This is a genomic window from Ralstonia pickettii (assembly GCF_000607165.1).
Classification (GTDB): Bacteria; Pseudomonadota; Gammaproteobacteria; order Burkholderiales; family Burkholderiaceae; genus Ralstonia; species Ralstonia holmesii.
Genome location: NZ_JFZG01000024.1, coordinates 336218 through 357836, shown reverse-complemented (window position 1 = coordinate 357836; position 21619 = coordinate 336218). Strand labels below are relative to the sequence as shown.

The 21619-nt window shown below is 61.8% G+C and carries 18 protein-coding genes and 1 pseudogene; 9 read left to right on the top strand and 10 right to left on the bottom strand.

The features are described from left to right. Window positions 1-23: 23 nt before the first annotated feature. The 3 genes from BG83_RS0119175 to BG83_RS0119165 all read left to right on the top strand — a co-directional run bounded on the left by BG83_RS0119175 (window position 24) and on the right by BG83_RS0119165 (window position 1909). Window positions 24-485, top strand: a complete 462-nt coding sequence (locus tag BG83_RS0119175; RefSeq protein ID WP_024978216.1) for an MEKHLA domain-containing protein — start codon at window positions 24-26, stop codon at window positions 483-485. Window positions 486-594: 109 nt separating this feature from the next. After that, window positions 595-1158 (top strand): hypothetical protein, encoded by a 564-nt coding sequence (locus tag BG83_RS0119170; protein ID WP_024978215.1) that lies wholly within the window; start codon window positions 595-597, stop codon window positions 1156-1158. A 151-nt stretch (window positions 1159-1309) separates the two neighbouring features. Continuing rightward, entirely contained in the window at window positions 1310-1909 is a 600-nt protein-coding gene (locus BG83_RS0119165; RefSeq protein ID WP_024978214.1) for a hypothetical protein, read from the top strand. 18 nt (window positions 1910-1927) lie between these two features. On the opposite strand, the gene BG83_RS0119160 is transcribed toward BG83_RS0119165, so the two are convergent. Continuing rightward, window positions 1928-4099: a PTS sugar transporter subunit IIC/EAL domain-containing protein gene (locus BG83_RS0119160; RefSeq protein WP_024978213.1), complete on the bottom strand. Its 2172-nt coding sequence runs from the start codon at window positions 4097-4099 to the stop codon at window positions 1928-1930. Window positions 4100-4387: 288 nt separating this feature from the next. On the opposite strand from BG83_RS0119160, the gene BG83_RS0119155 reads away from it, so the two are divergent. Then, window positions 4388-5458, top strand: a complete 1071-nt coding sequence (locus tag BG83_RS0119155; protein WP_024978212.1) for an FUSC family protein — start codon at window positions 4388-4390, stop codon at window positions 5456-5458. Between the two features lie 346 nt (window positions 5459-5804). Then, a complete protein-coding gene (locus BG83_RS0119150; protein ID WP_024978211.1) occupies window positions 5805-7283 on the top strand; it encodes a YopJ family acetyltransferase in 1479 nt (492 codons plus the stop codon). A 124-nt stretch (window positions 7284-7407) separates the two neighbouring features. Here BG83_RS0119150 and BG83_RS0119145 read toward each other — a convergent pair whose 3' ends face one another. Both BG83_RS0119145 and BG83_RS0119140 read right to left on the bottom strand, forming a co-directional pair. Then, window positions 7408-8154 carry a winged helix-turn-helix transcriptional regulator gene (locus BG83_RS0119145; protein ID WP_024978210.1) on the bottom strand — a complete coding sequence of 249 codons (747 nt, stop codon included), beginning with the start codon at window positions 8152-8154 and terminating at the stop codon, window positions 7408-7410. A gap of 214 nt (window positions 8155-8368) precedes the next feature. Next, window positions 8369-9415: a zinc-dependent alcohol dehydrogenase family protein gene (locus BG83_RS0119140; RefSeq protein WP_024978209.1), complete on the bottom strand. Its 1047-nt coding sequence runs from the start codon at window positions 9413-9415 to the stop codon at window positions 8369-8371. Window positions 9416-9548: 133 nt separating this feature from the next. Here BG83_RS0119140 and BG83_RS0119135 point away from each other — a divergent pair, with 133 nt between their 5' ends. Further along, on the top strand, window positions 9549-10013 hold the full coding sequence (locus BG83_RS0119135; protein ID WP_024978208.1) for an Lrp/AsnC family transcriptional regulator: 465 nt from the start codon (window positions 9549-9551) through the stop codon (window positions 10011-10013). Window positions 10014-10200: 187 nt separating this feature from the next. On the opposite strand, the gene BG83_RS0119130 is transcribed toward BG83_RS0119135, so the two are convergent. Beyond that, window positions 10201-11268, bottom strand: a complete 1068-nt coding sequence (locus BG83_RS0119130; RefSeq protein WP_051541519.1) for a response regulator transcription factor — start codon at window positions 11266-11268, stop codon at window positions 10201-10203. A 343-nt stretch (window positions 11269-11611) separates the two neighbouring features. On the opposite strand from BG83_RS0119130, the gene BG83_RS27905 reads away from it, so the two are divergent. Next, entirely contained in the window at window positions 11612-12007 is a 396-nt protein-coding gene (locus BG83_RS27905; RefSeq protein ID WP_024978206.1) for a helix-turn-helix transcriptional regulator, read from the top strand. 265 nt (window positions 12008-12272) lie between these two features. Here BG83_RS27905 and BG83_RS0119120 read toward each other — a convergent pair whose 3' ends face one another. Continuing rightward, on the bottom strand, window positions 12273-14555 hold the full coding sequence (locus tag BG83_RS0119120; protein WP_024978205.1) for a LamG-like jellyroll fold domain-containing protein: 2283 nt from the start codon (window positions 14553-14555) through the stop codon (window positions 12273-12275). A 109-nt stretch (window positions 14556-14664) separates the two neighbouring features. Here BG83_RS0119120 and BG83_RS30055 point away from each other — a divergent pair. Then, a pseudogene (locus BG83_RS30055) lies at window positions 14665-14808 on the top strand (response regulator transcription factor); the annotation flags it as partial. Window positions 14809-14894: 86 nt separating this feature from the next. Here the strand turns inward: BG83_RS30055 and BG83_RS0119115 are convergent. Together BG83_RS0119115 and BG83_RS0119110 are read right to left on the bottom strand one after the other, a co-directional pair. Then, window positions 14895-15758, bottom strand: coding sequence for a class I SAM-dependent methyltransferase (locus BG83_RS0119115; RefSeq protein ID WP_024978204.1), 864 nt, complete (start codon window positions 15756-15758; stop codon window positions 14895-14897). Between the two features lie 96 nt (window positions 15759-15854). Further along, complete coding sequence (locus BG83_RS0119110) at window positions 15855-16748, bottom strand: NAD(P)/FAD-dependent oxidoreductase (protein ID WP_024978203.1); 894 nt, start codon at window positions 16746-16748, stop codon at window positions 15855-15857. Between the two features lie 147 nt (window positions 16749-16895). Here BG83_RS0119110 and BG83_RS0119105 point away from each other — a divergent pair, with 147 nt between their 5' ends. Beyond that, the gene (locus BG83_RS0119105) at window positions 16896-17528 is read left to right on the top strand and encodes a TetR/AcrR family transcriptional regulator (protein WP_024978202.1); all 633 of its coding nucleotides are present in this window, start codon (window positions 16896-16898) and stop codon (window positions 17526-17528) included. Window positions 17529-18252: 724 nt separating this feature from the next. Here the strand turns inward: BG83_RS0119105 and BG83_RS0119100 are convergent. The 3 genes from BG83_RS0119100 to BG83_RS0119090 all read right to left on the bottom strand — a co-directional run bounded on the left by BG83_RS0119100 (window position 18253) and on the right by BG83_RS0119090 (window position 21608). Beyond that, window positions 18253-18531, bottom strand: a complete 279-nt coding sequence (locus BG83_RS0119100) for a hypothetical protein (protein ID WP_024978201.1) — start codon at window positions 18529-18531, stop codon at window positions 18253-18255. A gap of 449 nt (window positions 18532-18980) precedes the next feature. Further along, entirely contained in the window at window positions 18981-20222 is a 1242-nt protein-coding gene (locus BG83_RS0119095) for a hypothetical protein (RefSeq protein ID WP_152543730.1), read from the bottom strand. 429 nt (window positions 20223-20651) lie between these two features. Further along, window positions 20652-21608, bottom strand: a complete 957-nt coding sequence (locus tag BG83_RS0119090) for a restriction endonuclease (RefSeq protein ID WP_024978199.1) — start codon at window positions 21606-21608, stop codon at window positions 20652-20654. Window positions 21609-21619 lie beyond the last annotated feature (11 nt).

The following is a 21619-nucleotide window of genomic DNA, read 5'->3' as shown; positions in this document are numbered from 1 at the left end:
TTGAAGCTCACCGATACAACGCGATGACGGTATCCCTAAGCCTGGACCCGCAGTTCTTCAACCTGCTGGCCGATAGCCACCAGCGGCTCGTTGGCACGCCGCTGATCGACAACGGTATCGCGCCCGCCGATGCGGCCCGGTGGCTGTATGAAGACGCGCCCTTCTGCGTGCTGGCGCACAACACCGACGCCGACCCGCACTTCATCTATGCGAACAGGGCCGCGCAGCGCTGCTTTGAATACGATTGGAATGGCATCACGGCGTTACGGTCGCGTTTTTCGGCAGAGCAACCGAACCGGGAGGAACGTGCGCAATTGCTTGAGTCGGTACGCACGCGCGGATTCGCCACCGGCTATCGGGGCGTACGCATCTCGCGCTCCGAAAGGCGGTTCTGGATTGAGGGCGGCACCGTGTGGAATCTGATCGACAGCGATGGCGTGTACCACGGGCAAGCCGCGACCTTCCACCACTGGCATGACGTGTGATTTGCGGGGCTGGAGCGCGGTCCGGGCTCGACGTTTTAGGCCTCGGAACCTCGCGCTTGGTATTCCAGGCCCGGCGTAAAATCCGTTCGCCAAGGAACCCGCCACGACCATGCTCGCTCGCACCATCGCAACGCTTTGCGCCATCGCGCCTCTCGCTGGGTGCGTCAGCTATCAAGACCCGCGCACGCCCGAACAGCAGAAGCTCGCGCTGCAGCGGGCCGCCAATGAACTGGCCGGCAGCTACACCATCACAGATAGCCGCAACGACGATGGCCGCCGCTATACGCAAGCCATCGTCAGCAAGCAAGACGGCTCATACCAACTCAGCCTGCAGTTGGTAGGCCCGGCCACCGGCGCAATAACGCTGGCCGGGTCCGACTGCCGCGGGTGGTATGTCGAGAACCAACGCTACACCGCCATGCAGTGCGATGCGTTGACGGGCGAGGTCAACTTCTTCTCTCTGGTGCGGCAGGCCAACCCAGACCCGGTGAACTCCGGCACCATGCCACCGTCGTTCACGACGATGGTGGTTCCGCAAGGCAGCTATCTCTTCGACATTGCTGACCGCAGCGGGCGGCATCACTATTACGTGTTGACGAAAACACCACTGCAGCAGATGCCCGAAACGCCCGGCGCAATGCGGCGATGGCCGGCACCGCGCTCGACGCAATAGACTCCACCGGCTGGTTCCGTCATATCGGCGGCTTAGCATTTACAACACAACAACGTACGTTCAGAAGGGGTAGGAGTTGTCGAAAAAGATCATCTCGCTGGTCTTGGCCTGCGCTTGCAGCATGAGCCAAGCGGCCTTCGGACAAATCTCAATGGAAGCGCCCCTGACAGACGCGCCGCAAAGCGAAGCGCTCCAGACGGAAGTCCTGCAAGCGGGCACACCTCAAGCGGAAGCGCCCATGCCGGAAGCCCCGCAAGCGGAAGCGCCTGCCCCGGAGCCCGCCCCAAGAGCGGAGCCCCTCGTCAAGGTCGAACAAAGCTATTGGGAAGCCGAAGGCCTGAGCGCGCGGATGCGCAAGGCGCGTGCGATCACGTTGTATTTGATGGACCCCGCCGTGGCATCGCTCAAGGCGGTGGACGAAGCGCAACTGAAAGACGCAGGCTGCGAATACAGCACCGAAGACGCCGCGCTCATCGCCAACTTTGCGGATTCCATCGAGCGCACCAGCGTGCGCAGCAACTCGTTCGTGCTGCAGTTCGAGCCTCGTGAGGCCATCTACATGGCGCTTGGCGGCGGCAGCGAGATGAAGCTGCTGTTTGAGAAGCCCTACCCGAATCAATCTGAGGTGCTGGGGCAGATCAATGGTCAACCGGTCACGGTCAGCAAGAGCCTGGTGGAAGGCCTGTACCGATGGGCCGCGAAGGTTGATCGCGTCCGTCGTTGCGAAAACTTCGTTGGCAAGTACAGGTAAGCCCGCGCGCCCCCGCCTTCAAAGCGCGCGTGCCAACGGCTGCAGGTTGGCATCCAGCACAAACTGCTGACACACGCTCGGCGCCAGCGGGCGGCTGAAGAAGTACCCCTGAAAACGGTCGCACCCCAGGGCCGACAGGCGCTTGAGCTGCTGTTCAGTCTCCACACCTTCGACCACCGTCGACAGGTTCAGCGTCCGGCTCAGGCTCGCGATGCTGCGCACGATGTGTTCGTTGATGCTGCCCGCGCTCACATCTGCCAGAGAGCGGTCGATCTTCACGGTGTCCAGCGGCAGCTCGCGCAAGTAGTGCAGCGACGTATGGCCCATCCCGAAATCATCGAGCGCGACTTTCACGCCGGCCTCACGCAGCCGCTTCAGGTTGCCGATGGCGTTGATGTCCGGCAGCAGCATCGTGGTTTCGGTGATCTCCAGTTCGAGCTGCGTTGGTGACAACCCTTCGCGGTGCAGGATGTCGATCACGTTTCGGTGGAACGCATAGTCCAGCAACTGCCGTGGCGACAGATTGACAGCGACCACGAAATCGTCCGGCAAGACATCGCGCCACGCAGCGCGCTGCTGACACGCCAGCGACAGGATGCGCAGGCCCAACTGGTCGATCTGGTCAATGTCATCGGCCAGCGCCACGACAATCGGCGGCGCCACGCGCCCCAGCACCGGGTGCTGCCAGCGCAGCAACGCCTCGGCGCCAAACACGCGCCCGGTTGCGCAATCCACTTGCGGCTGAAACTCCAGGAAGATCTGGCCTTCTTTCTTGATGGCGCCTTCCAGGTCGCTGGCCAGCGCCACCGCCATGCGGCCCTCGTCGCCGGGCAGGTCCAGACACCGCCGGCCCTTCAGGCTCACCTCGGGCGACTCGGCAATCTGCAGCAGAGACGCCAGTACGTCCTGACTGCGCCGTGCGGACAAGACATCCGCCATGCGCACAAACGGAAGGTAGATTGCCGCCCCCACCACCAGGCCAATGAGCTGCACCACCGCGCCTGATACCGAGCCGGTGGCCGCGTAGCCGCTGAACAGCGCCGGCGTGGTCCACGCCACGCTGTAGCCGGTCTTGGGCATCAAGTCAGCAACGGTGGCCGCATAGGCGATCAGAATCTGCACCAGCGGTGTGAGCAGGAACGGAATCGCATAGACGGGGTTCAGCACCAGCGGCAGCCCGAACAGCAATGGCTCATTCACGTTGAACAGCGCCGGCAACATGACGACGAGCGCCATCTTGCGCCCACGCAGCGTGCGCCTGGACATGAGCAGCGCCAGGATCAGGCTGAGCGTGCCGCCCGAGCCGCCCATGCGCGCGAACACCGCGAAGAAGTGGTACGTAAAGATGAACTGCGGCTGGCCACCGCTGGCAACCGCCGCCGCATTGGCCTGCGTGGCGGGCTCCAGTATGTGTTGGTGAATGGCATACAGCGCGTTCGGCCCATGAATGCCGAACAGCCAGAGCACCTGCGCCGCGGTTTCGTAGCCCAGACCAAACAGCAGGCTGTTGGAGACCTCCGAATACGGCGCCTCCAGCCGCGTGCCAAATGCCGCCATGAGCTGCGGCCAACCCGCCCAGGCCATGGCGACCTTGAGCACCGCAAACGTAAGAATCGTCAGCATGCCGGCCGGCATGACCGACAGCACATCGCCCACCAGAAGATCGTTGCTCAGGTGGTGAGACGGAATGCGCAAACGGCGGATGCCGCACAGCTTCAGAAACAGGCTGCCGCCCAGCGACGCAACCAGCAAGGCGCCAAACAGCCCGCGCCCCAGCGAAAGCGATGCCATCAAAGATGCATCCGCATCCGACGCAATGAGCGTGAAGAAGCACGACACCACCACAACGGCCGCCACGGTCGGGTTGACCACGCGATGCCCGGCGCGCTGGTTGTACAGCTTCGCCAGCACTTCGGCAAACCCAAAGAGCGCGACCAGCGCGCCGATGCCGATCGTTCCGGCCAACACACTGTCGCAAAAGACATCCAGCCGCGTGCCAAAGGCATTCAGCAGCGCGTGGCGCATGCCGGCGGTGGGCGGGTTGCGCAAGAGCAGCGCCAGCGCGCCCACCATGATGAGCGGCAAAGAGAGCGCCAGCCCGCGCCGAACGGCAATGAAATACGGCCCGCGGTCGATGCGCTCGGCAGCGCTCAGCAACCTCAGCCAGGGCGATAGCGTCTGCGTCGTCATAAGACTGGATCTTGTTCGAGGTGGATCGGCAACATCCCGGGTAGCCCGGAGCGCTGCCTATCGGGCTATGCATCGTAATCGACACAATTTCGCGTGCTCTGAAGCGCCGCCCTTTACGCAATACGCAAAAAAGCTCACCCGCCCATGGCAAGCTTTGTGCAATACCTAGGGGAAACCCGAAGTCTTGACGCGCCACTTGCACCCGGCGCGCACCACAACAAGGCGTCGGCACCAACGTGGCGCCCATCCTGGGGCCGTCGCGCCCTAGAATCTGCAACGATCTTGCTTATGTCGATTTCCATTCGTGCGCCCCGCACCGTGAAACTACCTGCCCCCCTCCTTTCCCTGCTCCGCCTCGTGCGCGACCCGCATCGGCGCTATCAGCACGCGCGGTACATCCATGCCACGCGCGTCGGCTTGGGCGTGCTGCTGTCGATTGCCGTCACGTCGGGCTTCGGTTGGCCGCATGGCGAGTGGGCCACCATCTCGCTGCTGATCGTCATTGCCGGCCTGCAGCACCACGGCAACATCCGCAAACGCGCGGCCGAGCGCGCCTGGGGCACCCTGATCGGCGCGGTGGCAGGCCTGTTGATCATCGTTCAGCAGACGTGGCTTGGGCACCTGCCGCTCACCTACGCGCTCACGGCCATCGCGTGCGGCATCTGCGCGTATCACGCGATTGGCAAGGGCGGCTATATCGCGCTGCTGGCGGCCATCACACTGGTCATCGTGGTGGGGCATGGCGACAACAATCTGCTCGACGGCGCCTGGCGCACGCTCAACGTGCTGGTGGGGATTGCGATAGCGCTGCTGTTCTCGTTTGCGCTGCCGCTGTATGCCACGTACTCGTGGCGCTACCGGCTGGCCGATGCGCTGCGGGAATGCGCCCGGGCATATGCCGGCCTCGGCCGCGCCGGTGAAGCCCCCGGCGAGCGCAGCAAGCACCTCGGCAAGCTCAATACGCTGCTGGTGCAGTTGCGCTCGCTCATGCCGTCCGTGTCCAAAGAGATTGACGTGCCCGTGGAGCGGCTGGAGAACATCCAGCGCAGCCTGCGCATCTGCATCAGCACGCTGGAACTGCTCAATGCAACGCACGGGGCATTGGGCGCACCGAGTGCTGGCGCCCTGCCCGGCATGGGCGCCCGGCGCATCCGTGACACGCTGATCGGCATGTCGCGGGCATTGCGGTTCGGCACGGTGGCGCGCCTGGCACGACCGCGCGCGGCTGACCCCGCCGAGGCGAGCCCCACGGCCAGTTCGCCAACGGTGGAAAGCGCGCTTGCAGAGGGCTTTGCCAACGAGATCGAGAACCTCCGTCGGCAATTGCTGGCGATTGCACCGCAGTGGAATATTGGGTGAAGCGAGGGACGCTGCATCTGGTGAGGGCCGCGGCGCACGCATTGCTCAATAATTCTCACCAGCACTGCTGGTGTGAGGTCACGTGGGTAGACTGGCGCGTAGCCATGGTTCACGAGCCTTCGTGAAAAGATGGTCGGGAGCCCCGGGATTGACCACCTCGGGGCTTTTTTTCGCCGGTGCGGAGCACCTTTCCATCGACCGGCCCTTCGGAGCAAGCGTCATGCGTTCGGGCGGGGGCACCCGGCGCTGCTGCGAATCCTTATGCTGAAGCGGTAGCGACATTGCGTACGTCGCCTGTCACGCTTCTTACGGCGTGATCGAGCCCACAACGCCACAGCCAGCCCGCATGAAGGTCAATCACACCAGCGCTTCCCACAGTGCAGCAGTGCCAACCAGCAGCGCCCCCAGCACCTCTGGTGCACCCGCTATCGGCGCACTGGATCGTCGGCGTAGAGCGCCTGCCGATGCCCCCGATATGCCGCCGCCTCGCAGGCAACGGCTGAATACGGCAACCGCTTCTGGAAAGCCGGAATTCCGCCGCGTTCAACTCGCCAGCGTTGCGGCACCTGCCCGCAATCATGCGGGCGCTTCGGCTGCCACCGAGCCCCACGAGCCCCTGCTGGACAATCGTCCGACATTGGAAAGAATGGGCATCGAGCACCCGTTGTTGGGGCACTCGTGGTACGGCGATCCTCCGGACAAAGCCCGTACCGCCGGCAAGCAGCCGGTCGTCCACGAGCGCGGCACGGGCCAGACAAGCCAGACTGCCAGCGGCCCCCAACTGACGCCGTCTCAAGAGGCCGCCATTGAGCATGCCCGGTCGCAGGTGCGCAGTACCCTGCAAGGGCCACTGACCAAGCTGCAGCAGGCGCTGGACAGAAATCTCGATTTGGAGATCGTCAAGTTCCCGATCAAGAAGGTGGACTGGGCGCTTGCGCCGCTGCTGATAGCGGCGGAAAACGCGCGCAATCCGGGGCTGAACCTCGTTGCCCTGCACATGGACACGGCAGAAGCCGGGTTCGATGACGACGAAGACGATCTGCCACCCCTGGTGAATTCACACAACTTCGGGGCCTTTATCGAGTCAGCGCCACCCGGGCGATACAGGGCCATCGTCAATGACGGCCCGCACACCAGAGCGGCCGATATCCGAAAAGACGCGCAAGGAACGACCGTGATCGTGGTCGACCCCTTACGCAAGGAAGAAGACGAAGCCGAGTACGATCAGTACGCAGACAACGTCAGCAGTGAAGCGGGTGAGCACGCCAAGTGTGCGTTCATCCCAGTGGACTTGCAGAAGTCTGCCTTTGGCTGCCGGATCTTCTCGATGTCGCTGGCCTTGAAAATGCACGCGCGCGAAGGCGACTTTTCGGCGTTGCATGATGCGTTGCGATCCGGGACAGACCCGACGCCGTTGGTGTCACGCGCAAAGACAACAGAAGAACTGGGTGCGTTGCTTGTGTTGGACGGGGCACCGCTGATCGACGCCAGGATGATGAAGCACAGCCATGCCGGCAGTTCGGTCAAACGCTACGTTGCAAGTCATCCGGATCAGTCGATGACACCCGTCAACAAGCGCAACGAGACCCTGCAGAGCAGAACGAGCCGGCATCTTACGGAACGCGAGGTTCTGGCACGCGTAGACCCCAACGCAACCATGCCGGTCGCTCCGACGAAAACAGCACGATTGAGTACTTCGATCGAGCACAAGCGTATTTCGATGATCGGCCGTGCGATCGCCTATCTGGATGGAGCACCACCACAAGCCGTGGCAAATATGGCGCATCTCGTGTCGCGCGCCAGCCGGGAACTGGCGAAGCAATAGGGCCGGCCGGAGAAGGCTTTCTCAGCCCCGGTTATGCCTTCGACGCCATCGACTTGCTGAAGTAACGGGCACAGCCGAAGGCCATCAAGACCCCGCGACGAGCGGGCCGGCATGCATGCATGCGTCAGGCTGCCAGCTTCACGTTCGGGGCGAGGCTCTGCGGCTGCTCGCCTGCCGGCTGGACGGTCAACTGATAGCCGCGCGAGTAGACCGTCTTGAGTTCAACGCCGGTCGCTGGGCCGAAGCCCAGCTTCTTGCGCAGCTTGTAGATGTGCTGTTCGATCGAGCGCTCTGCAACGCTGGCTTCTGTACCCCATACCGCAGAGGCGATCTGCTGGCGCGACAGAAACGCCCCAGACGAAGAGAACAACAGCCAAGCCGTAGCGAATTCGCGAGCGGTCAGACGAATCGGTTCGTCGTGCAATGTCACCGTGCGGGTCAGCCGACATAGACGGTAGGGCCCGGCCACCACCTGCGTATCGAGGGCGACCTGCGTCGACTTGCCGGCCCCGCGCAGGATGCGCCGAACGCGCGCACACAACTCCTCGGCGGTGAAGTGGCCGGAAATGATGTCGTCGATGCCGGCATCGAAAACGCCAAGCATCTCGTGGCGGCCGGCAAAGTCGCCAAACACCAACGTTGGCCGGCACATATTGGCGTTGGCGTTGCGCTCGCGCCCAGCAAGCAACAGTCGGGCGGCCGTGCTGAACTGCTGCGCATCAATCATCAGCAACGCGAAGGCCTCGGTGTGCCCGGTGCGCATCAGCGCCAATGCGTCGTCGAATCGCACGCACGTCACGCCCTGCGCTGACAGGCAAGCCGCTACATAAGCAAAGCTCGCTGGGTTGGTGGTGAGTACGGCAAATTTCATGGCAAAGCACCCCGACGGCGCGGGGTCGATCAACACGTCTACCCCGCTTGTTATGTTTCGCAACAGCATAGCGTTCACAGTGTGTTCATCCATCGCTATGACTAGCGATGCGGCGACCGGGGGGCGACCGACCGCGCACAATCAGCGGCGGCACAGGTGACGCGGTCCGCAGGTAATGCGGTCGACACCACGCAGGGTCGGCCCGTGACATCGTTCAGGATGCGAAATCCGTGATCACCGTCACGCCGGTGCCTTCAAACCGGTTCATGTTCGTCAATGCCTCGATCGAGGCGCTGAGGCTGATTTCCCTGCGGACCATTCGCCCAGGCTGCAGCTTGCCCGTGCGGATCATGTCGAGCATGGGGCCATAGCGATGGGCCTGCATGCCATGGCTGCCCAGAATCTCCAACTCATGCGCAATCACCTTGCTCATGGGGACTGCGGGTGTCGTGTGATCACCCAGCATCAGGCCGACCTGCACATGCTTGCCGCGCCGGCGCAAATTGCTGATGGAGTTGAAGCATGTGGTCGGATGGCCCAGCGCATCGAGCGAAACATGCGCGCCCCCTTGCGTGATGGCCTTCACCGCCTCAACCACATCTGACTCACGCGATGCGTTGACCGTGGCGACGGCCCCCAACGCACGCGCCAGCTCCAGCGCGCTGTCTGAAATGTCGATGGCCACGACATTCGCGCCGATGGCGTTGGCAATCATGATGGCCGACAGGCCCACGCCGCCGCATCCATGCACCGCAACCCATTGGCCGGCAGTGGTCTTGCCCTGGTCGACAACGGCACGAAACGCCGTCACGAAGCGGCAACCGAGGCTCGCCGCCGTGGTGAAGTCCAGGTCATCGGGCAAGCGCACGAGGTTCAGGTCGGCATAGCCAATGCCGACGTATTCAGCAAACGAGCCCCAGTGCGTAAAGCCAGGCTGGAACTGTTGTTCGCACACCTGTTGGTGCCCCGCGTGGCATTCGGGGCAGTGACCACAGCCGGCCACGAACGGCACCGTCACCCGGTCACCCACCCTCCAGCGCGTCACATCCGCACCGACCGCCGAAACAACGCCGGCCAGCTCGTGACCGGGCACGTGGGGAAGCTCGATGTCCGCGTCGTGGCCCATCCAACCGTGCCAGTCGCTGCGGCACACGCCGCTGGCCATCACCTGCACGACCACGCCATCCGTTGCCGGAGTCGGGTCGGGAACGTTCATGTGCTTCGGCACGGCGCCGAAGGCTTCGTAGACTATGGCTTTCATGATTTCAACGCAGAGCGGATGAGCGTTGCAATATAAGCCGCAGTCGCCGAAAGTATCTTTCTATTTTCAGGGCGTTTCTGGAGTCTTTCGAAGCGCTCTTTCTGATTCCGACACGCCGTGGAAAGGAGATTTCATGGAAGCACTGGACACCATCGATCTGGGCCTTTTGGATCAACTCCAGCAGGACGGACGCGTCTCCAATGCCAAGCTGGCGGAGCGCTTTTCCTTGAGTGAAGCGTCATGTTGGCGGCGGCTCAAGCGCCTGGATGATGCCGGCCTCATCGAGGGCTATCACGCGGCGCTCGACCGGCGCAAGCTCGGGCTCGGCGTGATGGTCTACGTGCAGATCATGTGCACCCAACACACCGAGGAGGTCACGGCGGAGTTCGAACGGCTCATCCTGGCAAGCCCCAACATCCTGGCCTGCGACAACACAACGGGCGAAGCCGACTACCTGCTCCAGGTGGTCGCCAACGATCTGGACGACTACAGCCGCTTCGTGGAAAAGGTCTTGAGAAAGCTGCCCGGTGTGTTTGGCATACGCTCGAATATTTCGCTTCGTCAGGTGAAGTCGACCAAGCGGTTGCCGATTGTTTGAGGCGGGCCAGCCCTGCACCTAACGCTGGGGCACAGCATCAGCTAGCCGGTCTTGGGCGATGGCTTGCCCATGAGCCGGCGCAACGTCACCAGATCAACGTCTTTTCAGAACAAGCGATTTGAGGATGTTTGAAATTCGCGCAACGTAACCGTTGCCGGCGCGGCACAGATGGCCACGCGCGCGTGCATTACTTCAGCGATCCGCCAGCTTCAAGCGCGGCAAGGCCGATCGCACTGCGTGAGTCCACACCAATCTTTTTCATGATGTGCCCCACGTGGGTGCGCACCGTCCAGTAGCTCATGTTCAGGGCTAGGGCGATCTGCTTGTCTGACATGCCCTTGAGCATGAGGTGGCAGACCTCGCCTTCGCGCACGGTCACGCCAAACTGCTGCTGGAACCAGGCCGATGACCCCACGCCCCGTGCGACGAGGTGAATCCGGCAACCGAGCCCAGGGCCATCGTGGGCAGCCAGTCGCTCCACGCAAAAGCCGAAGCCTTTCCACTGCCCGTGGCGTGATCCGTTGGCCGCCTCTGTCAATTGCTGATAGAGCGCGTCACGCTCTTCCATGCAAAGCCCAATCATGATGGCGCGCGCCTTTGCGTTGGGCAGAGGCGGTGACTTGCCGTCCAGCATGAATGTCGGCACATGCGCACCGGCATCAGCGGCAGCGCCGACTTCCCCCACTTCCTGGATGACGCGAAGCTGATGCGCATTCAGCAGATGCGGCTTCAAGAGGCTGAGCAGCAATGTCTCTCGATCACCGAAACGCTTGTTTGGATCGCTGGTGCTGAACCGATAGTCCAGCAGCATCCCGTTGGCATCTGGCAGGCGCAGGCTGATGCCCGGATACGCCTTGTGCCGACAGAGAAAATCTGTGAAGTACTCAGACTTGCCCCATTCAGAGCGGCAGATCTTCCGCTCGATCACGACAGGTTCAAAGCTGCCCGTCAGGCACTGCGCAATCGAGTCGACCCCATGGAAGTACTGCTGATACTCACCGCGCATGGCCTGGTCTCGGCCCCACAGCGCGCTTGGCCGTGTCTGATGCCTACCGTCGTGCCCCCACTGGATATGCGCCGCAAGATCGAAATGCAGGAGTGACCCCAGCTTCTCGGCCACTTCCGGACGGTCGAGAACGCTGCTGCTCGATGCCTCATGCAAATGCCCGGTGATATCGAGCAGTGCGCGCAGTTCAGCTGTGGAGAGGTCCATCGATCGCTTGGGCGGCTCGCCACTGGTGTTGAGTCTGAACATTCATCGTGGGGCTCCAGGCGCGCCAATCAATACAAATACAAACAGGTATATCGGCACAACGGCCCAGCCCTATAGCTGGTGCACTTGAGATTGGCCCAATCGCGTAACGCACGTGCACCGCACTGACCATCGCTATCCATAGCGATGGTTGCAGGCCGCCCGATTTTGCGATAGTGCGCCTGACGAAGGCTGGCTGCCGCGGCTGCGAGCCGTCATCACCGGCAACTGCCTGCCTTCAGTCAGGTTGCACCGTGCTTTTCAAAGAGGAACCCGCATGCCAGCGCGAACACCACCGTCGACCAGTCCGCCAGACATATGCAGTCCTGGCCTTCCATCGACCGCCATGGTTGCGCGCTGGGATGCTGCTGCCACATCGCTGGCCGTCATCTTTCTGGACACATCGCTGCTCAACGATTCCACCTGGCTGCCTTCACAGCCCACGCTGCAGCCGATGGCGCTGGAAGACGTGCAGCAGATGCTGAGCGGCGCATTGAAATCGCTTGAGCCGGCCAGCGGCATGGAGCCCAGTCCATCGCCCGCCACGCCGGAGCCCAAGCCCCTCACCCCGCGCCAGTGCGACATTCTTAAAGAGGTGGCCTGCGGCCGGTCGAACTCCGAGATTGCAGAACGCCTGCATATCAGCGTCGAGACGGTCAAAACACACATGCGCCAACTGCTCGTGCGAATGGGTGCACGCAACCGCACGGAGCTGGCCACGATCTACCAACGCACGCGCTAAGGCGCGCCAAGCGCCACCTGTATGGCGCGACGTTTCGCGTGCGATGCGTTTTGATGTGGAGCACAGCGCGGCCGCTGACGCTTAGTCCGGCCTGCTGGCAGGGTCATCACATGGCCGATTGCCGCATGTGACTCCATTGGGCGCTGCCCGAGCACCCAACGCGCGCCGATTCAACCAACACTGCCTGCACTGCGAGTGCACGCACCATGCGCGCACCCTTCAGGCTGTGACGGGTTGTCCGGCAACCTTGCGATGTAGCGCTACATCAGCGCGCCAGCGTCGCAACCTCCGCAGCACTCAATGCACCCGCCTGAACGCGGAAGCCCTGAATACGCCCGTTGAACGATGGATGCGCCCAATTGCGGCCCAGGAAGGTGACCTGATCGCCCACCTGGCGCGGCGACAGCAGCATGTCGTCGTTCTTCCCCACCTCCGTGCCGTCAACGTAGAGGCGGCAGGTGTTGCCCTGCAGCGTGACCGCCACATGGACCCAGCGGCGAATCGGCATGGCCCACGGCGCTTCTACAACCTGCGCATCATTGAACGTTGCGCCAAAGATCATGAAACGCAGCACGCCTGAGCCGGACTGCGGCGCGATGGCCATGGCGGCATTCGCGTCCTGCCCTGCGAAGAACATGCAGCTATCCCAGTGCAGCCCATTCGCGTAGGCCCAGAAAGACAGGCTGAAGTCGTCGAGGTCTGCAAACAGCCCCGAGGGCAACTGCAGGCCTGCCTTCTGGCCGTCGAATGCGATGGCCTTGTCGTTGACGCGCCCGTCGCCCCAGGTTGCGCCGTCCAGCAGCGTGCCCTGCACCAAGGCCGTGGTGCCGGCGGCGGTCAGCACCGCGCCAACTGTGCCGGTGCCGTTCGGGTCGTTCAGCGGCAATGACAGGCGCGTCTCTCCCGGCACCGCAATGCGTGCCACGTTCGAGCCCGTGTTCGGGGCACCGTTGCCCTGGGCGCTGATCTGATAGAACCAGATGCCGTTGGGCGGGGTATCGCTGTAGGTGAGCAGCTCGCTGGCCGAGACTGTGCCCAGCAGGCTGAAGGGGCCGTTGGCCTGGCTGGCGCGCTTGACCGCATACGAGGTGGCGCCGACGCTGCCCCACCAAGACAGCACGACACGGTTGCCGCGCAAATGGGCCGTGAGCCCAGACGGCGGCTTCATCGGCCCGGCATAGGGCGAGAGACGCTGCGTGAGCGTGGGGTACATCACGTCGTCGCTGCTGCCGCCGTAGTTCGGCTCGCACCACGTCACCATGCGCGCGACGTTGGGCGCCGCCAGCCCCATACGATTGACGTAGTGGTTGTAGATGGGCTCCCACGCGTTGCGGCGGTGCTGGAACGACTGGTTCACCTCCGTCCACGGTGCCGGGTGCGGGGCCGTGGGGTTCTGCTCGCGTGCATAGGGCATCGCGTAGGGCTTGCCGTTCTCGTCCAGCAGGTTCGATCGCGCCACATACTCGGCCGCCGAGAGGAAGCGGTTGTTATAGAGCCCGTAGAGATCGTCGCCCTGGTTCCAGGCCATCTCCATCAAGTCCCCACCCAGCGACATGCCCAGCGTGGAGTGGCCCTGGTCGCGGCCGCTTTCTTCCCACTGCCCGAAATGGCCGGGGTGCATGTAGTACACGCCGTGCACGATGGAGCCGTTGCCGAAATTGCGCAGCTTGCCGCGGTTGTTGCCCGCGTAGCAGTCGTAGGCCAGGCGGTACAGATCCGGCTGGTCGCAGAACACGCCGATGGCCATGGCGCCTGCCATCGAGGCCATGTCCCAGTTGGCATGCGAGCCGATACGCCCGTCGCTGAGGAAGTTCGAACAGATGGGCGCGAAGACGTTGAGCAGCATGTCCTGAAAGCGCTTCAGGCTTGCGGGTGCCCAGCCGGGGTACGTGCGCAGGACTTCGCCAATCTGCGCCAACTGGTGGCCTTGTATGCCGGCCAGAATGATGAAGGTGTGGTCGTCATGGGCAGTCGAGCCCGGCGGCACCGTTCCGATCACCTTCAAGGTGTTCGCCCAAGCGTCCAGGAACTCCACTGCCTTGTCGGCATAGCGGTTGTCTTGCGGGTCAGACAACTTCCAGTGCAGTACCAGAGACCACGCGCGCCAGATGTCGACGTACAGGTTGTTCTTGCTGCCATCGGCCCGGTAGACGGCGGGCAGCGGGAAGGGCTTGGTGTTGAGGGTGCCGAAGCGATCGACGCCAAGCGTGTTCCACCAGTTCGTCCACGGCTGGTCACCAGCCTTGATATGCGCGCGGATGCGGGTGAAGGCGTCTTCAGTCACCAGCAGGGCCGGGTGGCGGAAGACGCCACTCTCATAAGCCGACGCAGCCGTGGCGGGTGCTGGTTTGGCAGGGGCGGTCGGAGCCGCGCCGCCCGTCTTCTCTTGCGGCTGGCCTAGCCCCGCAGCGGAGGCGTCTTCGACACCGCCGCCGCACCCCGGCAAAAACGGCAACAGGGGGAACAGCCCCAGACCCAATGACAGCGCTCGACGCACAGGATTAGGCACCGCGTTGAGGCTCACGCGCTCCACGGACTTTTTCATCATGTATTAACCCGACCATCTTTTTTTAATGGCGCAACCGTAGGTCAGCGTGCGAAGGCGCGTCAACGCAAATGCCCAAACGGTGAGAATTGTTGAGTGTTCGGGTGTTCGGGCGTGCGGTCGGTCGAACTCCGAGATTGCGGAACGGCTGCACATCAGCGTGGAAACCGTTAAAAGCCACATGCGCCAACTGCTCGTGCGCATGGGAGCGCGAAACCGCACTGATTTGGCGACGATTTATCAACGCAGTCGGTAGGGGTGGTGTTTAGAACTCGCTTGGCCGCACTGAGCACAGCCACAGACGCCTCGCTCCACCGAGCGCGTCTTCCCTCTTAATCCCTATCAGCTTGCCGGATTGCGTGCCATGACGACCCACGCGGCGCCGTTGATCATCACCGACCGCTCGCCGGGAAGGCTCGCAAAGGCGGCACGAACTGCGGCCGAGGCGCGGGCGCGAATGTCGTCGGGCTGATCAGCGAGCACCCGCGACAGCGGGCCGACTTCGAGTGTCATCTTCACTGCGTCGTCGATCGCGGCGTCCCGCGTTTCGCCCTCGCCGAATGGGACGGCCGCGTCGAAGGGCGAGATAGCGATATTGCTGAAGCCGGCCGCCGTCAGGATGCGTGCCACGCGTTCCCTGTCACCGAATGAAAACGGGCCGGGCGCTTCGGGATTGGGCAGCGCGCTCGGCGGGAGGATGCCCTTGAGCGCGCCCACTGGCAGGCGCATCCAATCGTTCTCGGCCGCACCGCGCCAGCAAACGAAGGCGACTCGGCTGCCCGGCCGGAGGGCGCGTCGCATATGCGCGAACGCCGCTGTCGGATCGTCGAAGAACATCACCCCGAAACGCGAGAACAGGATGTCGAACGCGCTTTCGGGCAGCGCTGCGCTACTGGCGTCGGCCACCTGAAACAGCGCCGGCGAATCCTTTGGCGCAAGAGCGCGCGCTCGGTCGATCAGCGGTTCGGATATGTCCACGCCCAGCACTTGGCCCTCCGCGCCGACGCGGGCTGCCAGAGCTAGAGTCGACGCGCCCGCGCCGCAGCCGATGTCCAGCACGCGCTCGCCCGCTGCGGGCGCGGCGGCTTCTATCGCGGCCTGGCCGAACACCGCTACCAGAGCGTCCAGCCGCGCCTGGTTGGCGACCCAGCGCTCACCGCTTTGACCATTCCAGTCTCCGACCTGATCCGCGCTTTGCTTTGCCATGTCATCTCCTTGACTTGACGATCCGCCTTTCACCGCGCCGATCTACGCCAACCTTTTCGAAGGCGACGCCGCAACGGGAGAGGGGAATCTGTGCACTCAAACAACCATCGACTGCTGGGCGAAGATGCCCGCCATCGCGCCCTGCGAGGATGCCTGGGTGACCGATGGCAAGAAGGGCGTGGCGAGGTCGCCGGCGGCGTAGATGCCGGGCATGCTGGTTTGGCGTCGGTCGTCGACGTTGAGGACCACGCCGGTGGGCGTATCGAGCGTGGCGAGGCCCAGTGATTCATGCAGGCTTGCGGACGGCTTGTTGCGCGGATTGGCGAACAGGATGTCGACCGCGACATTGCGGCCGGTATCGAGATTGACGGTGGTGATACGGCCCTTCTCGTGCGCGATCTCGACGATCCGGCCATCGACGAGAGGGATGTTGCGGCGCGCCAGATCGGCCTGAATATCGGGCGCAATGTCCCGACCATCGGCGAAGACAGTCAACTTGTCAGTCCAATCGCGGAACAGCTTGGCAGACTGGTACGACTGCGGGCTGGACCAGACGAGGCCCCAATGCTGGCCGGCGACTTCAAAGCCGTCGCAATACGGGCACGGCACGATGGACGTGCCCCAGCTTTCGGCAAAGCCCGGCACATCAGGCATCTGGTCGGCGACGCCATAGCTCAGGATCACGCGGCGCGCCCTCAGGATTTCGTGATCGTCAGTGACGACGCAGAAATCATCGATTGCGCCAGACACGCTCTCGGCCCGGGCGTTGACGAGGCTGACCGTTGGATAGCGCGCAAGCTGCTGCCGCGCCTCGGCCAGGATGTCCAGCGGTGGCTTGTGATCGTGGCCGAGCAGGCCATGCGAGTGGCCTGCAAAGCGGTTGCGTGGCCGGGCCGTATCGAGAACGGTGACCTTGCGGCGGGCACGGCCAAGCTGCAGGGCGGCGGCGAGGCCGGCAAAGCTGCCGCCGATGATGATGACGTCATTCATGGTGATGGGCTCCGTGTTGTGGATGAGGGGGTGGGCCGGGGAAACCTGATCTGCACAACCGGTTGAAACCTGCCCTTGGCTTGCACATTACGATACTGAGTGGTATCGTATTAACCAATTTCAATACTGTCAAGTACCGTAATTGTCGTGAGCGAAAACAACCAAAGCCGGCGAGGCCGGCCCGCCAACGAAGCGCTTCGCCAAACGATCGTCGACGCCGCCTGCGAACTCTTTGTGGAATTGGGTTTTCAAGCGACGACGATGGACAAGGTTGCCCAGCGGGCGAAGATATCCAAGCTGAGCATCTATCGGCACTTCGAGAACAAGGAGGCGCTGTTCAGCGCAGCCATGGTGGCCCGCTGCGATCAATTTGCACCGCAGGCCCTTTCTGAAGGCGTTGACGGTTCGGCCGAAGATCAGCTCATGGCGGTGGGATCATCCCTGCTGCGCACGCTGTTGAGCCCGGACGTCCGCAGTGTCGAAGCCATGGTCCTGGCCGACAAGACGAATCAAAAGTCGTTAAGCAAGCTTCATTACGAAGCCGGGCCGGCCCATGTCGTCGCCCACATTGAGGCCGTATTGCGTCAGCTGCACGCGAAAGGGATGCTCAACGTGCCCGATACGCACCTGTCCGCCCGCTTGTTTGCCGCACTTTTCAAAGGGTCGGATCTCTTGCTGATCGCACGCTTTGATGAGGCGAGAGCGGAAGACGACAACGAAATCGAATCCTATTGCCGGTCGGCCGTCGCCATGTTCATGGCCGCGCACGGTGGCATCTAAAGGAGCGCTTTCACGGCCGATGAAGAACACGGAAATTCTGACAGGCCCTTAGAGCCTGGCGTTCGACTCTCCGAGGCCAACGTTCCATCCTCCAAGGTTGGCGTTTCACCCTCCGAGACTGACATTCCACCCTCCGAGGCTGGCGTTTCACCCTCCGAGGCTGGCGTTTCACCCTCCGACACTGACGTTTCACCCTCTAAGGCTGACATTCCACCCTCCGAGGCTGGCGTTTCACCCTCTGAGAGCGACGTTCCACCCTCTGAGACTGGCGTTTCACCCTCTGAGACTGGCGTTTCACCCTCTGAGACTGGCGTTTCACCCTCCGAGACTGACATTCCACCCTCCGACACTGACGTTCCACCCTCCGAGGCTGGCGCTCCACCCTCTAAGAGCGACGTTCCACCCTCTGAGGCTGGCGCCCGGTTCTCAAAGCTCCGACTAATTGGACCTCGGACATTGGCGCTTCGCCCTCTGGGGCTGGCAGTCGACAGTTTTAGCTCGGCAGTCGACCCTCTGACCTCGGCACGCGAGTGTTTCAGCTCGAAAATTTGAATGTCTGCGAGCGGCGCGTGGGTGTTGGCGCTCGGCGTTTGGGCCTCAGACCGTGGCGGTCGGGCCTTTGTGTGTCGTGCTCAGCCAGTTGGGCTCGGCACGTAGAGGGCTGGGCGTTGTGCCCTGGCCTGGCGCCCCCGCCCGTCGCGGGTTCGCTTTTACTGCTGTTTTTTTATTTCTGCTTGTTCGCACGTGCCAGCACGTGCAGGACTTCCCACCGGTACAAGTCCACTGTCACACCATCCAGCGAGGTCAGCATGAAGGCACCAATCGCATCGAGAAACCCGGCCTGGTATTCAAGAGCCTTGTCCTTGACGCGAATCTGATACTCCAAGCGCAACGTCTGGGGGTTGAACTGCCGCTGCACCTTCATGTTCATCTGCGTGCGCCGCAGATAATCCCGCGCGCTCAGCGCGCCTTGCGAGTACAGGATTTCGTCTTCAAGGCTCATTGGGCACCCCCTGACGGAGGACGCTGCACGATGCCGGGAAGGTGACAGATTGCGGGGCGACGCCCGCGTGGGATGGGTACAGCTTGGGTCGGTTGATCCATTGTCTTGCCTCTGGTTGAGTGAGGAGCCACCCACCTGGGAGGGTGGGCGGGCACACGACAAGGTCTGCAATACCGACGTTACTGTCATGACGGCAGGGCCGAAGCCCTCCCTGTCGGGCCCGCCCGAAGGGCGAACGACGACAGCGGTAGAAACTTGAGTTTCTTCCGGACAGGAACGGTCGAGATTGCAGTCTCGGCTGCGGTTGTTGCCGCAGCGGGGGGAGTTTAGCGGGTGGCATTGCCATTAGGCAAGCAAAGCCCAAAAGCCGCCGCGCACGCTCATCGTAAAGAGAGGAGCGATCTATTCAATTAACTCAACACTCGCATATACGGATCACATTAGAATTCCTATTTTCGAGACGCCAAGATATCTTTCAACAAATCAACAATCTTGTCCGGACTCGTTTTCTCAAGAACTCGCTCAATCGCATCATTTATTGGGGTGACAGGTTCTCTCTGCATAAGAACTCGGACGGGATCTGCTCCAAAATTTCTAATAGCAGATTCGCGTAGCAATTTCACCATCTCCGGATCGTCCGCCATTTCATTACGATAGCCAACGAAAGCATGCGCAGCTGCCTCCTTGAATCCGTAGTCCTCCGCTAAGCGCAGACAATGCCCGTACTGCCTTGCTGAAAACCAAGTCAACCAGATAACTGGCGCTGCGGCAAAGAACCGCAAGAAAAATGCAACTGCGCCACCAGCTGTCACACGGAATTCACCAGTCGGCCCTACGAGAGTAGCCGACCAATTAGGAACAACATTTAATCCAAACCAAATCAATAAGCCGATACCAGAAATAAAGGCCACAGCCCAAGCCCCTTGAGCAAATGTTTGCCAAACTCTTCTACTTCTAAAGGAGGCAGCGAGGGCGACCTTACTTGCTCCTTCCAGAGTTCCCTCAACGATTTCACGATATCTATCAAATTCCGAGAACAGTTCTCTCTGCCGCTCCTCTGCATCATTTAGGTTGTTTACGTAGTCCTCAACTCTCTTCGCCTCCATTTCGGCTGTCGATGCCGTGGTCAGCAAGTTGGTGGCTGTAGCGGCAACGGTCCTCTCATTAGAGACGACGCTCTCTCGCAAGATTTCTATTTCCGATTTTGTTTTCTCAGCAAAAACAACGTTCTCTTTTATCGCTTCAGCGCCTTTACGCGCATTTTGTGCAGCTAGCTCCACCCCCTCCGATTTAGCCGCCAGATCTTTTAGATTATTTTCATTAACAACCCCATCCTCAACAGGTAACAGCCAGTAAAGAATTGCCTTCAGATTCCAAAGGTAAGACAGTAACTGCGATGTAGTTTGATTTAACCAAGTCGACCCATTTGCGACCGCCGTATTCATATGTCCGACAATCTGGTTCACCCCGGACTGTAAGCCAGCCCAGTGAACCGAAAGCATCGCTGGATCAGGTGGTCTCTTCTCTAACAGCTTCAACCCATCTCTAATAGAATGAAACCATTTAGTGAACGAATCCAAATCAACCGGAAGAGAAGCCCCCTGGACCGGGGAGGGAATTGTCGCGGAGAGCTTTTCCCATTGATCAACTGCCACACCCATTGAATTGGCAAGCTCGGATATATTAGACATAATCACCCTTCTTCATTTCTACCGTCCACCAGAATCGATCCCGAGCAAGCCATCAAAGCTCTGCGTAGATAGTCATCATGCGGCTATCCCCTCGCTCGTATCCATAGCATGGACTTAAAAAGACTTCCCCAGTCACTTTCAGATCATGAATGCTGGATAGCAGACATAAATCCCATTCGTGTCCCGGCTTTATATGCAACCCTTTTATCTGGTAGCAACTCAATACTGGCCGCCCAGCTCTTGAGAGCCCAACGGTATGAGGCTCGACAACTCGAAATAGACCGTTATAACTAAAAGATAAAATTTTTCGACTTCTTATCGCCTCAATGATTACTTGCAACATACCGGCCCCCAAAAAATAATTAGACTCCCATTCTCGCTACGCCTTTGAGTCTGAATCGCCACTCTACGGATCACAAGCCGTAGGAATCAGCAAGCCCGTCCGATCTGTAGCCGATACCAACACTTCGGGAAATTCGAGCACCCCCAAAACGCCCCACTCTTCCCATTCCGCGCCACAAGCTTCACCCCACAAGCCGGGCACGAAGGCGTGCGGTAATCCCCCTCAAACACGTTCGCCAGCAGCGCGGCCTGTTTGTCTTCGGCTAGCGCGCGAATGCGCTCAAGCACCGCCGGGCCGTCCAATAGCTGGATACCGGCAAGCTCTGAAAACTCCTGCACCGGGTTGCCGACATAACCCGACAAAGACCAAAACACGCCCCGCTTGACCTTGTGCGCCAGCATGGAGCCGCCCAGCGCCCGCACCTGCTCCACCTTCACGGGCTTGGACCACGCCTTGCACTGGACCACCGCCGCGGGCGCGTCTTGGCCGGCCTTGTACAGCGTGGCGTCAATGCCGCCGTCTGCGCCGTGCGGCACCGTCTTCACCGCAAACCCCATCTGTTCGTAGTACTGCACGCACAGCAGCTCAAACCGCTTCCACTCAAGCAACTGGATGGCCTCCAGCGTCCAGCGCTGGGGCGTGGCGGGTTCTGCCGGTGTGGGGGCTTGCGGGGGCGTGGAGGTGTTGCGTGCGGGGTTGGGCGTATTGCTGCCCGCGGCGTTGCGGGCGGGCTGGGGCGGTGCCTTCGGCGGGCGGGTGCGCCCAGTCGGTTCAGTGCGCGGGGGGCCGAGCCGGGCATCGGCCTGCTGGCTGCGCTCCCGCAGGTACGACAGCACGGCAAAGAAGGCGAGCAGCAGCGCGGGCATCCAGGCCAGCCCGCGCGCCAGCATTCCGAGGCCGCTCAAGATGGGGTTGGCCGCAAACGCGGCTGGGAGGATGTTGTGAAAAATCAGGTAGCTGGCTGCCGAGCCAATCGCCAGCATCCACCACGGCAGCGCCAACAGCAGGTCGCTGGTGGATGCTTGTTTTCTCCTCCGCCCCATTTACCGCCCCC